Consider the following 13,545-nt stretch of genomic DNA (forward strand, 5'->3'; position numbering starts at 1 on the left):
CAATAGAACCCGACTTGGGATGGCCGATCACAGGGTTTTGGCTACGCTCCTCTGACAATGTTTTCAACACGTCAAGGAACCTGCCATGACCATTACCGTGACCAGTAAAACCCTGAACGACTATGACGCCCATTTGGCTGTGAACACGGCCACTGCCTATTTGCGTCAATCGGACCTGGCCTACTATTTGATTGACCAGCTCGAAAAACAAAAACTCAAAATCACCCTTGAAGTCAGCTCTGACCCGGCCTACGCCAATAAAGATACGTCCCGTGACGGCACCCTGGTGTGGAGCCTGCTGAGCGATAGCTTGATCAGCGCTGAAGCGAGTGATGTATCGACGCTGCTCAGCCGCACCCCCCAAACGCAAAAACCGTACATCGCCAGCCACCTGAACCTGCTGCACCTGCTCGCCCTCGCCTGCCAACAACTCAATGATCAACTCAACTTTCGTGATGCCGATGCGACGTGGCCGTGGCTGGACGAAAAGACGTTGAGCGCCACTGACATCGACAATGTTGTGGCCCGCGAGCTGAGCGATAAAGCCTTTCCAGATGGGCAAAACTGGGGTCGCTTGCTGACACGCAATTAAGCCGTCCTGTCACCGCCCGACCGCAATGGCCGGGCGATAACGCTGACGTTCACACCCTCGCCCGAGATGACGTTTGCCTTGATCGCTAGGGGAAAACGCAGTGCAGCGCTCAGGCTTCGCCCTAGATCACTTGGTAATAATTCCTATCTGTAAGGGGTGCATTTCCTACTTATACCGAGGTGGCACGCGTCCTTAGTATCCAAATGGACACTTAAGATTCCAAGGACCGAACAATGGACGTCAACGACCTCAACCTGGTCAACATTCGCCAACTGCCTCATTCGCTGCAAGCGCTGATCGACTGCGTGGGCCTTGAGCATGCGTACACCCTGACCTGCGCGTTTGGTGGCAGGCCCAAGTACATCCCCAAACACCCGGAGCGCACCTCGCTGTCGCAAATTTTGCCCCCCGATGCGCTGGGCGCGCTGATCAAGCGTTTCGCCGGGCTGGCGCTGGAAATCCCCAAGGCCGATCACTTCTGCCGCCAGATCCGCAATCAACACATTCAGCAGGAAACCTGTGAGGGCTTGTCACGCAGCGTACTGGCGGACAAGTACGGTTTGAGCCTGCGCCAGATCGGCAATATTCGCCGCCTCGAAACCTCGATTGCGAGGTAATCGGTTCCCGCTGAACGGCCCTCGGCCGGCCCCCTAGAGTGACATTGCGCACCCTCGCGCAGCTCAATACGGAGATTGACCATGTCACAAATCGATTCGGGCCTCATAGGCTCAGTGATCAACGCCCTGCCGCTGGACCGCATGATCGCCGGACCTTTGCAGGCCATGATTCAGGCACAAGTGCAGGCCAGTAAATCCTATGCCGACTTCCTCATGGGTGTGTGCATTCAGGATGGCAAAGCGGTTTCGGTGCAGTTTGACTACGACGAAACGCTGGTAGACGACCAAGGCGTCTACAAGGGGACCGTCACCAAGCAGATGCGCATTCCGCTGCTCGCGGCCATCAGCCACCCGAACATCACCATTGAAGAGGGCAACATCGACTTCGAGCTGACCATCAGTCAGCAAGCCGAAAGCACCCGTGAAACCAGTGGCGAAGGCAGTTTTGCCGCGTCGATGGGCTGGGGCCCGTTCAATGTGTCGATCAAAGGCTCGGCCAGCCATAAATCGTCGCAAACCCGCAAAACCGATACCCGCGCACGCTATGCCATCAGCACCAAAGTGGTACGCCAAGACCCGCCTGAAGCCCTGATGCGTGTGATCGACTTCCTCACCGATGCCGCCACCAAGCCCATCGTGATGCCGAACGCGACCGCGCAACACCTTGATGCGCTGCCCACCGCAGGCGTATTGCCAGCGCCAGGCAGCGCCACCCACGATCCGGCCTGAGCCTCCTCGACCTGACCCCGTCCGTGACGACGGGGTTACTCACCCCACACCAAGGAGTGTGAAACATGGCGCTTTTCAATCGCCAAAAAGACCCGCTGGCGTTGCCCGACCGGCGTAAGACGCCAATGACGGCCTGCGACCTGAGCAGCATCACCCGCGGCTTGCAGCAAGCCGCGGCCGCCACGCAAAACCTGGTGGCGCAGCAATACATAAAACTGTTCGACCAGTTTTTCGACTACGACATTGATGATTTGCAAACCCCTATGAAAGCCAAAATGGTGGCCGTCGCACTCGATGAGCAGCACACCATGCGCGTGCCGCTGGTCACGCTGGTGGCACCACGCGGGTTGGCACTGGAGGTCATGAAAGTCGACCTGTCGGTGCGCATGCACGCCACCGAACAACAGAAGGCCAGCCATGCGCTGGAGAACGGCGAACTCGATTGCGCGCAGTTCTTTGTGACATTCGGCAGTGAGAAGAGCGACGTGCACACGCGTAAAACCGATGAGATGCAAATCAGCATGGAGTTTCGCGCGTGCGAGCCGCCAGAGGCGATTCACCGCATGATCGAGGAATACACCCAACTGATCAGTCCGGTGCGCAATGATGACTCACGCCTGAAAACACCCGCCCCCCCCAAACCCTGTGCGTTTTGAGTGAACCGTGAGGGCATCAGAGGTGGGGCATGTCTGCCTCTTCGTGAACGCTCGCCACTTGCGTCGGCAAGATCTTTTTCCAGTCCTGGGTTTCGATAAAACCCAACATCTGCGGTGGCGTGTTTGTCCCCGGCGCATTGATAAATAACGAGGCGCCGTAACTGAAAGTCGTGTCGGTGGCCACGTGCATCGACTTTTCCAACTGATCCATGCACTCGCTGTGGGTCACCAGTATCAGATTGCGCCCCGCCACCTTGTGCTTGAGCGCATCGCGCAGCATGGAGCCACGACAATTGAACAGCCAGTCCTGCGGCTGCACGGGCCGCTCAAACATAAAGTCGGCTGTTTGCCGGGCGCGGGTCAGCAGGCTGCTGTAAACGTCGACACTCTGTAGCCCCAGGTGCTGAAAGTCGGCACCGAGCCGGCGGGCGGTGCTGGTTGCGCGCAGAGTCACGCCATCCACCGGTCCCAGGCACGCCGCGCGTGAGCGGTCGCAACGCTCAACATGGCGCACCAAAGCAATCACATCGCCCCGCGCCCAACTTTCAGTCAGTGTCTGCAAACGGTCGAGATGACGCGGCTGCGCCAGGTTCGGCGCCGAGGCGGGTGCCAGCAGCTGCACGGTCAGCGCAATTGCCAACACGCTGGCGGCCAACACCACCAGAGCATTCCTGTAACGCGCCAGCACGCTGCGCAGCGCTGAGCCTTTAACGCCGGTAAGGCCGAAACTTAACGTCACGATACACATGCCCCTGTACGAGTCGGTGAACGAATGAGGTCGAAAAGCCGTGTGTGCGAGGCAGATCCTTGCACGCGGCAGCCATCACCCGACTGAACAGAAGTCTAAAAACTGCGACGTAAGTGATCAGTGAAACGAATGTGAAAAAAAACGTGATCGCCCATTCGCGCCGCCCCAAAAAAGCACACTGCTTGTAAGGCTGTTTACCGTTTATCGAGCTGTCTAAAAAACCGTTTTAGCTCTGCATATGCCCGCCGATACAGCCCAATACACCTTCTGCTGGGCCAGAATAAAAAGACTCTCCAGCGAAATATCGATCAAGTAGCGAACGGTTCCTGGAGGAACAGATGAATAGCTGGCTGAGCAACATCAGCGTGAACATGAAACTGGCACTGGGCTTTGGCCTGGTGCTGGCCCTGACTTTATTAATGGCAATCAGCGACTGGCTCAGCCTGGACAAACTGATCGACCGCAGTAACTGGATGAGTGACATCACGCGCCTCAACGGCTCGCTGACCAACCTGCGCGTTGCACGTTTGCAATACATGCTGACCGATGGCGACGAGACCGCCGCGCAAAACGTACAGAACACACTGGACGCGTTTGTGGCGCAGCAAAAGCTGCTGATCGCCTCGTTCAAAAGCCCGGAAAACCTCAAGCTGCTCAACGAACAGCACGACATCATCAACAAATACCAATCCGCGCTGGTGACCATGCGCAAGGCGTATGTTGAGTCCGCTGTCTCACGCGACAACATGGACCACAGCGCCAAAGTCGCCCGCGATGCGATGGACGTGCTCAAAACCCGCGTGATGCAAAGCGCGGCCGGTGATGAAGGGCGCTTTGAACAACTGAGTACGTTGACCGCCGTCCGTGAGCAGTTCTTGCTGGCGCTCTACCAGGTGCGTGCCTACATGGCCGCCCAAACGGTCGCCAATGAACACGCTGCTCGCCAACAACTGAGCGAGGCTATCGCCAGCCTGAGCGCACTCAATACCCACTTCAGCGCCAGCGCACCTGACACCTTGCGCTCGCTGGATGGCGCCCTGGCGCAATACAAACAGGCGTTGCAGGTCTACGCCGACACAGACAAAACCATCACCGACATGCGTAAGGAAATGACCGACTACGGCTCGGGCATCCTCAGCCGCAGTGATGAGCTGTACAAAATCCAGCTCGAACGTCGCGACAACGAAAGCGCCAGTGCCAACACCCTTCAATTGATCAGCACCCTGCTTGTGTTGCTATTTGGTATCTGTGCAGCGGTGGTCATTACCCGCCAGATCACCCGTCCGCTGCGTGAAACCCTGGACGTGGTCGAGCGCATTGCCGCCGGTGACCTGAGCCAGAACCTGCGCATTACTCGCCGCGATGATTTGGGTGTGTTGCAACAAGGCATCGCACGCATGGGCACCACCCTGCGCGAGTTGATCGGCGGTATCCGCGATGGCGTGACGCAAATTGCCAGCGCCGCCGAAGAACTGTCGGCGGTCACCGAACAGACCAGCGCCGGGGTCAACAGCCAAAAGATCGAGACCGATCAAGTGGCCACCGCGATGCACGAAATGACCGCTACCGTGCAGGAAGTGGCGCGCAACGCTGAAGACGCCTCGCAAGCCGCAGCGGCGGCCGATGGCGAAGCCCGTGAGGGTGATCGGGTGGTGAATCAGGCCATTGATCAAATCGAGCGCCTGGCGGTTGAAGTCGGTCGCTCAACCGAAGCGATGGCAGTGCTGCAACAAGAAAGCGACAAGATCGGCAGCGTCATGGACGTGATCAAAGCCGTGGCCGAACAAACCAACTTGCTGGCGCTCAATGCGGCCATCGAGGCAGCCCGTGCCGGTGAAGCCGGACGCGGGTTTGCGGTGGTGGCCGACGAAGTGCGCGGCCTGGCCCAACGCACGCAAAAATCCACCGAAGAGATTCAAACCCTGGTCGCAGCCCTGCAAAGTGGCACGCAACAGGTGGCCAGCGTGATGAACACCAGCCGTGGCCTGACCGACAGCAGCGTGACCTTGACCCGTCAGGCGGGCACCTCGCTGCAAGGCATCACCCGCACCGTGTCGAATATTCAGTCGATGAACCAGCAAATTGCCGCCGCTGCCGAACAGCAAAGCGCCGTGGCCGAAGAGATCAGCCGCAGCATCATCAACGTGCGCGACGTGTCCGAGCAAACAGCGGCTGCAAGCGATGAGACGGCCAAGTCCAGTGTTGAATTGGCACGCTTGGGCAACCAGTTGCAAATGATGGTGAGCCACTTCAAGATCTGACCTGCGCCAACGGCTACGTACTGAAAGGTTTGAGTGAAATCTAAAAAATGGCGGCCGTGAGTGAAGGCACTCACGGTGGCCGAACCGCTACAGTCCTGACCCGTTTATTTTCCTGAAAATGCGCTGAAATAGTTGATCCAGACAGGTCGCTGTCACAGCGCATGCTCAGGCTTGAGTAGGTTGAGAATGCGTTTGAAAGTGGTTGGCTGGATCAGTGCGTTGTGTGTGTTGCTTACCTTGCAGGGCTGTGGCCCTAGCGTCTCTTACGTGTACTCGCCGCCACCGGATGTGGCGGGCAAATACTGTATCAACGCCTGCTCCAGCCAAAAAAGCCAGTGCAAGACGCTGGCGCAAATGCAGTCACAGAGCCAGCGTGCCGTCTACGATGCGCAGATGACGGCCTATAACTACTGTCGCCAGAATGGCGATAAAAAACAGCGCAAACTGTGTAGCTACCCATCACCCAGCTACCACTACGGCGGCTTTGGTGACACCTGCGGCGAAGACTATCAAACCTGCTACCAGAACTGTGGTGGCACCATTCGCCGCGTGGTTCACGAGAATTGATCAGACCGCTTGCACGCGGGCGCGCTTGAGCAGTTTTTTGCAGCGCTCGGACAAATGCAGCACGCGCAAGTGCTTGCCCGCCTTGGCGTAGCGCTCGCGCAGGGTGACCAGCGCGGCAATCGCCGAGTAGTCGACAAAGCTCAGGTGCTGGCAATCGAGCGTCACCTGGGCCGGGTCGTTAGCCGGGTCGAACTGATTCAAAAAAGGGGTGGTGGAGGCAAAAAACAGCGTGCCATGCACGCGGTACAGCTTGCTGCCATCGCTTTGAAGAGACGTGTCGGCGTACAGCTGTCGCGCTTGTTGCCAGGCAAAGTTCAGGGCGGCAATGATGATGCCGCACATCACCGCAAAGGCCAGGTCGGTAAATACCGTAATCACCGTCACAGCGACGATCACCAGCACGTCGTTGAGCGGCACTTTGTTCAGTACCCGCAGCGAGGCCCAGGCGAAGGTTTGTTGAGCCACCACAAACATCACGCCCACCAGCGCGGCCAGCGGGATACGCTCGATATACGGCGACAGAAACAACACGAACAACACGATCATGATCCCTGCGACCACACCAGACAGTCGGCCACGCCCACCGGAGCTGAGGTTGACCACGGTCTGTCCGATCATCGCGCAGCCGCCCATGCCACCGAACGCACCCGAGACCATGTTCGCGGCACCCAACGCCACGCATTCGCGGTCCGGGTAGCCACGGCTTTCGGTGATCTCATCCGTCAGGTTGAGAGTGAGCAAGGTTTCCAGCAGACCGACCATCGCCATCAAGAACGCGTAAGGCGCGATGATGCCCAAGGTTTCAAGTGTCCATGGAATGTCCGGCAGGCTGAAGGTCGGCAGGCCGCCAGCGATGTGCGCCATGTCACCCAGCGTACGTGTCGGCAATCCCAGAAAATGCACCGCAAGGCCCACGCTCAAAATCGCCACCAGGGCGGCGGGCGCCATTTTGGTCAGGCGCGGCAGCAAATACACAATCGCCATTGTCAGCGCCACCAGCCCCGCCATCACATACAACGGCGTACCGGTGAGCCACTGCTCGCCATTTTTGAAATGCTCCAATTGCGCCATTGCAATGATGATCGCCAAACCGTTCACAAACCCCAGCATCACCGGGTGCGGCACCATGCGCACCAGTTTGCCGAGTTTGAGCAAGCCGAACGCCATCATGATCAAACCGCCCAGCACCACAGTGGCCAGGAAATACTGCACGCCGTGCTGCACCACCAGCGCGACGATGACCACCGCCATCGACCCGGCCGCACCGGAGACCATGCCCGGCCGCCCGCCAAAGAGCGCGGTCAGGGTACAAATGATGAAAGCGCCATACAGGCCCATCAACGGGTTGAGGTGGGCCACCAGCGCAAAAGCAATGCACTCGGGCAACAAGGCAAAGGACGTCGTAAGTCCGGCCAGAACATCGGCGCGCACACGGGAGAGTTTCATGGAGTACCTAAAATCGGGGCTAACAGAAGGGAACAGCAGAAACAGATAGTAACAAACTGGCAAGGACAGTAGGCGCTGCCGAAGGCTGCGGCAGCGCCTACAGGTTTGGGGTTTATTTCACCACTTTACCTACGCCGCGCCCGCGTGGGTCAGAGGCGGTTTCGAGTTGAGTGCCATTCACGCGGATCGCTTGAATGTCACCCATGTTCCAGCCCTGATCTTCCAGGGTGTAGCCCATGGCTTTGAGCTCGTCGGCCACTTTGCCGGTGATCGGCGCGTAAGCGTCATAGTAGATCGTGTCTTTAGGCAGCAACTGGTGATGCACACGCTGGGCAGCCACGGCTTTTTCCAGCGGCAGGTTGTAGTCATAAATGTTGTTCAACACCTGAAAGATCGAGGTGAAGATGCGCGAACCACCCGGCGTGCCGAGCACCAGCGTCACTACGCCGTCACGTGTGACCAGGCTTGGACTCATGGATGACAGCATGCGCTTGCCCGGCTCGATGGCGTTGGCATTGCCGCCCACTACGCCGAACGAGTTGGCCACGCCCGGTTTGGAGCTGAAGTCGTCCATTTCATCGTTGAGCAAGAAGCCTGCGCCTTTTACCACTACGCCACTGCCGTAATCCCAGTTCAGGGTGTAGGTGTTGCTCACGGCGTTGCCGTCTTTATCGACGATGGAAAAGTGCGTGGTCTGATGCGGCTCCAGGCCCGGCTTGACCTTTTCAGTCGCCGAAATGGCGGTGGGATTGACCTCTTTCGCACGCTTGGCGATGTACGCCGGGTCGGTTAACTCTGCCACCGGCATCTTGCCGAAAGCCGGGTCGCCCAAGTAGTCGGCGCGGTCGGCAAACACGCGTTTTTCAATTTCAGCCAGCAGGTGAATGTAAGGCGCAGAGTTCAGCTCTACGCCTTTGAAGTCGGCGGCACGGTCTTCTTTGATGCCGATCAGTTGCGCCAACGCGATCCCGCCCGAACTCGGCAGCGGCGCTGTGTACAGCGTGTTGCCACGGAAGTCGACACGCATCGGCTCACGCCAGTTGACCTTGTAATCGTTCAGGTCCTGCTTAGTAATCAGACCTTTGTCTTGCTGCATTTGCGCAATCAGCAGGTCAGCGGTTTTGCCGTGATAAAACTCTTTGGCACCCTGGTCGGCAATGCGCTCAAGGGTCTGGGCCAGTTCTGGCTGTTTGAAGGTTTCGCCCGGTTTCATGGTGCCGAAATAGTCAGCAAAGTTGGTCGTGCCGTTGAACAGTTTCAAGGCATCTTCGCGGTACTGGTATTGCTTGTCGGCGACCTTGAAGCCGTTTTTCGCGTAACCCACGGCCGGGGTCAGCAGCTCAGACCACGGCAATTTGCCGAAGCGCTGGTGCGCTTCCCACAGGCCCATCACCGTGCCCGGCACTCCCGCGGCGCGTGAACCTACCAGGCTCAGGTTTTCAATGATTTCGCCTTTGTCATTCAGGTACATGTCGCGGCTAGCCGCTAGCGGAGCCGTTTCGCGGTAGTCGAGAAAGTAAGGTTTGCCGTCGATGAACAAGGTCATAAACCCCCCGCCACCGATGTTGCCGGCTTCGGGATACGTCACGGCCAGGGTGAACGCCGTGGCGACAGCGGCATCGACGGCATTACCGCCTTTTTTAAGAATTTGCGCGGCGACTTCAGCGCCATATTGATCCGGCGCAGCAACGGCACCGCCTTCCAGAGTGACGGCAAACGCCGAAGAGCTGGCAGCGATGGCCGCTGTCAAAGTCAGGGTTTTGAACCAAACAACACGCATGGGTACTTCCTTTTATTTTTGTAGGACGATGCTGAACATTGTCTGATTTCAGAACCGTTTTCAAACCACACAATAAAAAATGCGCGAGCGCCCACAAAACCACTGATGCTGGCGCAGGCTGCGCGGCCTGCGCCAGCGGTGACACGCAATAGGTGTCAAAGCATGTCGTGTTTGATCCATTGCACGACGCTGGTGCGTTCAGGCACCCAACCCAGCAGCTCACGGGCATTTTTACCGCGCACCCGGCTGTTGGAACCCAACCCGTAGTTGGCCATTTCATAGCCCCATTCGGCTTCAGCGTCGGCCAATGGCCAGTCGTGGGCCTGACCCAGACCCAACGTTTGGGCGATGGCGTCGCTCATGTCGGCAAACGCCGCTTCGCCGCTCTCGACAAAGTAGAACGTACCGGCCGGATTTTTCGTAAGCGCCAACAAGTACAAGGCCACCACGTCTTCGATGTGCACGTTGGACCAAATGTTTTGCCCGGTGCCGACGTGGCGCACGATCCCGCTTTTACGCGCCTGTTTAAGCAAGCGCGGCAATTGCACGCTGTCGCGCTTCACGCCCAGGCTGTGGCCGTAAATCAACGTGTTGCAGATCACCGCCGAGCGCACGTTGTCGTGGGCCGCCGCCAGCACCAGGTTGTCGATCGCGACCCGTGCAGCCTTGTCCACGGAGGGTTCAGGCAACTGACCTTCGTAATAAATCACGTCGCTGGCTTTGCCGCCCGACGCATCGCCCACGATGCTGGAGCCGCTGGTGTGCAAAAACACTTTGCCGCTGCCGCGTAACGCATCGAGCAAGGCTTGCACCGCGCCCCGGTGGTCACTGCTGGCGGCGTTGATCACCGCATCGGCCTGCTGGGCCTGCCGGGCGAGCAACGCGCTGTCATCAAGCGCGCCCAGCACCGGGGTGATACCCAGCGCCAGCATGGCCTGTTCTTGATCGGTGCTGCGTACCAGCCCCGTGACTTGATGCCCTGCTTTAACCAACGCAGTGGCAATCGAGCCACCAATGAAACCCGCTGCGCCTGTGACAAAAACCTTCATGGAGAAACTCCCGATTGAATAAGTGATGGCGCCAGTATCAAAGAGCCAGGGCGGGCGAAAAAGGCGCCGCAGGCCAATTCAATCTTGCGCACAGATCACGAATCAGGTGCTGGCTTTAGCTTTTGAAGTAAGGGGCTGCATAGCTCGCGAGTTTGGTCTGGATAAAGTCCAGAAAGCATTGAATGCGTAGCGCCAATTGCGAGTTGCGGTAGTACACGGCATGAATGGGCTGACGGTAGCCGCTGTTGAATTCACTCAACACCACCTGTAAGCGTCCGGCGTTGATGTCTTCATGCGTCATGAAATGCGACAGGCACGCAATGCCCTGCCCTTGCAGCGCCAGATGGCGCACTGTTTCGCCACTGGAAGCGCTGATGTGTGGCTGGATCGGCCAGCGGTCGCCCTGGGCATAACGCAGTGGCCATTGGTTCAGGCCCTCGTTCTGGGTGAAGCCGATCAAGGTGTGATGCGCCAGGTCTGCAACGCTGCGGGGTGCACCATGAGCTGCGATGTACTCAGGGCTGGCGAGGATGTTCAGCGGGCTGCAACCCAATGAACGGGCATGCAGGGTGGAGTCGGCCAGCGTGCCGATGCGAATGGCGATGTCGGTGCTTTGTTCCAGCAGATCAATGATCAGATCGTTGCTGTTTAGCTCCAACTGAATGTCCGGGTACAGCGCCCGGAATTCGCGGATGTACGGCACGATGGCGTGCAGCATGAAGGGCGAAGCCGCATTGATGCGCAAACGCCCCGAAGGCGTGCGCTGGTGCGAAATCAGCCGCTCTTCCAGTTCATCCATCTGCTCAAGAATCAGCTTGGCCTGTTCGAAGAAGAACTTGCCCTCCTCGGTCAGGTCCATGCGCCGCGTGGTGCGGTTGATCAGCGTGGTCTCAAGCTTGGCTTCGAGCCGCGACAGCGTACGGCTGACGGCCGAAGGCGTTTGCCCGGCCTGCTCGGCAGCGGCCGAAATGGAGCCGCACTCAATCACCGACACAAAGGTTTGCAGCTCATCAGATCTGGCTTTCACATCGGCCCCTCATTGGATAGCCAATGATTGTAGTCGCTGGCGAGCCACACGAGGCTGCGGGCTTTATTTCCAGGTGCCACCCCTACGCGTGGCAACACCCGATCGCAGCCTCGTGCCCGGGCAGCGATCAGGAAGCAAACACTTCAGTCAAATGCTGCTCGTAGCGTGCGGCATCCACCTCAGGCTGCGGGCGCTTCATCACGTCAACACAGAGGAAGGTCGGCAAGGCGCTCATGCCCAAAAATTCGTTGGCTTTGTGAAACGGGAAGTACACCGCATCGACACCTTTGCCTTCAAAGAAATCAGCTGGATCGTCAAATGCTTGCTGTGGCGCGTTCCAAGTCAGGGACAACATGTATTTTTTGCCGTGTACCAAACCGCCGCTGCCGTAACGCTGGGAGGCGTCGGAACGGGTACGGCCGTCGCTGGCGTAGAGGCTGCCGTGGCCTTCGGTGAACACTTCGTCGATGTATTTTTTAACGATCCAGGGCGCGCCCATCCACCAGCCCGGCATCTGATAAATGATCACGTCAGCCCACACAAACTTCTGCACTTCTTCGGCCACGTCGTAGCCTTCGTCGATATGGGTCACTTTGACTTCAAAGCCGTGGCGATCAAAAAACGCCAGCGCGGTGTCATGCATGGTCAGGTTGTAACGACCGTCCGAATGCGCAAATTTTTTAGCGCCGTTAAGCAGGAGAATTTTTTTCATCATCAGCCTCGTCAGGAATTAACCCTCTGCGCTGTTGAGCGGCGTTGGGTGTTAAACGTTTAAAAGTGACCGCCACACTATCGAGCCTCTCCTTTAGGAAACACCCGTGCCCGAGCAAATTACATTTGCTCTAAAAGCACGAATACCAGCTCGATTGTTGCCGTAGCCTTTTAAAACCACTGATGAGAGGAGCCAACCTGATGAGTTCATTGCACGGATTTATTCTGCACGCCTACACCAAACCCGAGAAATCCGACGACTTTGAAGCGCTGTTTCGCTCATATGTTGCGCCAAGTCGCCTTGAACCGGGCTGCATCGAATACCACATGCTGCGCGATCAGCAAGACCCGAGCCTGTTCATCTTTTACGAGATCTGGCAATCACGCGAACACCTCGCCGTGCACGAAAACCTGCCCCACATGAAGCAGTTTTTCGAGACCCGCATGGACTACCTCGCCCGCGACTTTGAAGTGCGCATGATCGACATGCTCAGCCCGTCTAGCGCTAACCGCTGATCAACAGGTGGGTGCCCAACAGCGCCATGCCGATAAAGAACACCCGCTTGAACAGCGTGGCACTCACGCGTTGACGCAGGCATTGCCCCAGCCACATGCCCGCCATGGCAGGCAACAGCGCCAGCAACGACGCAGTCAGCTCACCGCCTCCCAGGCCGCCGCGCCCATAAAGCCCGGCAGCCAGAGCCAACGTGGAGACGCTAAAGGACAACCCCAAGGCTTGCACCAGCTGATTCTTACTCAGCCCCAATGCTTGCAAATACGGCACCGCCGGAATCACAAACACGCCGGTGGCCGAGGTGATAAGGCCCGTGACGATCCCGCAGAGCGGCCCAAGCCAAGCTTCATGGGCGAGCGGCACGCGCAGGGCAGGCAACAGCAATCCGCTGAGCGCATACAGCAGTAACGCTGCGCCCAAGGCCCGGACCACCCCGCTGCCGCCATCGACGCCGAGCCACAGCATGCCGAAGCCAGTGCCCGCGAAAATGCCCACCTGCATCGGCCACAAGCGCTTGATCAGCCCCCGCAACTCCCCGCCTGCGGCCAATTGCCAGGTATTGGTCACAAGCGACGGGATGATCAGTAACGCCGCAGCCTGTGGCGGTGCAATAGCCAAACCCAGCATCCCCATCGCGACCGTAGGCAAGCCCAGACCGATCATGCCTTTGACCGTGCCCGCCAGTAAAAAGGTGACCATCACCAGCAATGACAAGGCCCAGCCCAGCGTTTGGTAAAACTCGATTAATGTTTTCATGGGCGTATGCTGAGCCACCCGATACCCGCTGAAAATGCGCAATTGCTTGAGGCAGCCTATTGTCCAGCGATAGGCAGACACTGACCGAAGGC

14 protein-coding genes and 1 pseudogene are annotated in these 13,545 nt (G+C 58.2%); 8 read left to right on the forward strand and 7 right to left on the reverse strand.

Annotated features, from left to right (window positions below; translation table 11 throughout):
* Positions 1 to 85 precede the first annotated feature (85 nt).
* The 4 genes from GYN01_RS20105 (at position 86) to GYN01_RS20120 (ending at position 2,594) form a co-directional block, all read left to right on the forward strand.
* Complete coding sequence (locus GYN01_RS20105) at positions 86 to 592, forward strand: hypothetical protein (protein WP_048402714.1); 507 nt, start codon at positions 86 to 88, stop codon at positions 590 to 592.
* 233 nt (positions 593 to 825) lie between these two features.
* Positions 826 to 1,209 (forward strand): transcriptional regulator, encoded by a 384-nt coding sequence (locus tag GYN01_RS20110; RefSeq protein ID WP_048365951.1) that lies wholly within the window; start codon positions 826 to 828, stop codon positions 1,207 to 1,209.
* An 81-nt stretch (positions 1,210 to 1,290) separates the two neighbouring features.
* Entirely contained in the window at positions 1,291 to 1,938 is a 648-nt protein-coding gene (locus GYN01_RS20115; protein WP_048365950.1) for a DUF2589 domain-containing protein, read from the forward strand.
* A gap of 65 nt (positions 1,939 to 2,003) precedes the next feature.
* The gene (locus tag GYN01_RS20120) at positions 2,004 to 2,594 is read left to right on the forward strand and encodes a DUF2589 domain-containing protein (RefSeq protein ID WP_238936349.1); all 591 of its coding nucleotides are present in this window, start codon (positions 2,004 to 2,006) and stop codon (positions 2,592 to 2,594) included.
* 16 nt (positions 2,595 to 2,610) lie between these two features.
* On the opposite strand, the gene pmrG is transcribed toward GYN01_RS20120, so the two are convergent.
* Entirely contained in the window at positions 2,611 to 3,333 is a 723-nt protein-coding gene (gene pmrG / locus GYN01_RS20125) for a lipopolysaccharide core heptose(II)-phosphate phosphatase PmrG (protein ID WP_420850455.1), read from the reverse strand.
* Positions 3,334 to 3,815: 482 nt separating this feature from the next.
* On the opposite strand from pmrG, the pseudogene GYN01_RS22765 reads away from it, so the two are divergent.
* The 3 genes and pseudogenes from GYN01_RS22765 to GYN01_RS20135 form a co-directional block, all read left to right on the forward strand.
* Positions 3,816 to 4,748, forward strand: a pseudogene (locus GYN01_RS22765) (methyl-accepting chemotaxis protein); the annotation flags it as partial.
* Positions 4,740 to 5,603 (forward strand): methyl-accepting chemotaxis protein, encoded by an 864-nt coding sequence (locus GYN01_RS22770; RefSeq protein ID WP_420850457.1) that lies wholly within the window; start codon positions 4,740 to 4,742, stop codon positions 5,601 to 5,603. The pseudogene GYN01_RS22765 and the gene GYN01_RS22770, both read left to right, overlap by 9 nt.
* A 186-nt stretch (positions 5,604 to 5,789) precedes the next feature.
* Positions 5,790 to 6,170 (forward strand): hypothetical protein, encoded by a 381-nt coding sequence (locus tag GYN01_RS20135; RefSeq protein ID WP_048365947.1) that lies wholly within the window; start codon positions 5,790 to 5,792, stop codon positions 6,168 to 6,170.
* Here the strand turns inward: GYN01_RS20135 and GYN01_RS20140 are convergent, their stop codons facing one another.
* The 5 genes from GYN01_RS20140 to mdaB all read right to left on the reverse strand — a co-directional run bounded on the left by GYN01_RS20140 (position 6,171) and on the right by mdaB (position 12,184).
* Positions 6,171 to 7,616 (reverse strand): SulP family inorganic anion transporter, encoded by a 1,446-nt coding sequence (locus GYN01_RS20140; RefSeq protein ID WP_203307660.1) that lies wholly within the window; start codon positions 7,614 to 7,616, stop codon positions 6,171 to 6,173.
* Between the two features lie 112 nt (positions 7,617 to 7,728).
* Positions 7,729 to 9,396, reverse strand: coding sequence for a gamma-glutamyltransferase (gene ggt, locus GYN01_RS20145; RefSeq protein WP_203307661.1), 1,668 nt, complete (start codon positions 9,394 to 9,396; stop codon positions 7,729 to 7,731).
* Between the two features lie 155 nt (positions 9,397 to 9,551).
* Positions 9,552 to 10,445, reverse strand: a complete 894-nt coding sequence (locus GYN01_RS20150; protein WP_203307662.1) for an NAD-dependent epimerase/dehydratase family protein — start codon at positions 10,443 to 10,445, stop codon at positions 9,552 to 9,554.
* 115 nt (positions 10,446 to 10,560) lie between these two features.
* The gene (locus tag GYN01_RS20155; protein WP_048402722.1) at positions 10,561 to 11,472 is read right to left on the reverse strand and encodes a LysR family transcriptional regulator; all 912 of its coding nucleotides are present in this window, start codon (positions 11,470 to 11,472) and stop codon (positions 10,561 to 10,563) included.
* A gap of 127 nt (positions 11,473 to 11,599) precedes the next feature.
* Entirely contained in the window at positions 11,600 to 12,184 is a 585-nt protein-coding gene (mdaB, locus tag GYN01_RS20160; RefSeq protein WP_203307663.1) for an NADPH:quinone oxidoreductase MdaB, read from the reverse strand.
* A 200-nt stretch (positions 12,185 to 12,384) separates the two neighbouring features.
* Here mdaB and GYN01_RS20165 point away from each other — a divergent pair, with 200 nt between their 5' ends.
* Positions 12,385 to 12,699, forward strand: coding sequence for a putative quinol monooxygenase (locus tag GYN01_RS20165; RefSeq protein WP_203307664.1), 315 nt, complete (start codon positions 12,385 to 12,387; stop codon positions 12,697 to 12,699).
* Here the strand turns inward: GYN01_RS20165 and GYN01_RS20170 are convergent.
* Positions 12,689 to 13,453, reverse strand: coding sequence for a sulfite exporter TauE/SafE family protein (locus GYN01_RS20170; protein ID WP_203307665.1), 765 nt, complete (start codon positions 13,451 to 13,453; stop codon positions 12,689 to 12,691). The two genes, GYN01_RS20165 and GYN01_RS20170, sit on opposite strands and share 11 nt — an antisense overlap.
* Between the last annotated feature and the right edge of the window lie 92 nt (positions 13,454 to 13,545).

Source organism: Pseudomonas weihenstephanensis (genome assembly GCF_016812185.1).
Taxonomy (GTDB): Bacteria; Pseudomonadota; Gammaproteobacteria; order Pseudomonadales; family Pseudomonadaceae; genus Aquipseudomonas; species Aquipseudomonas weihenstephanensis.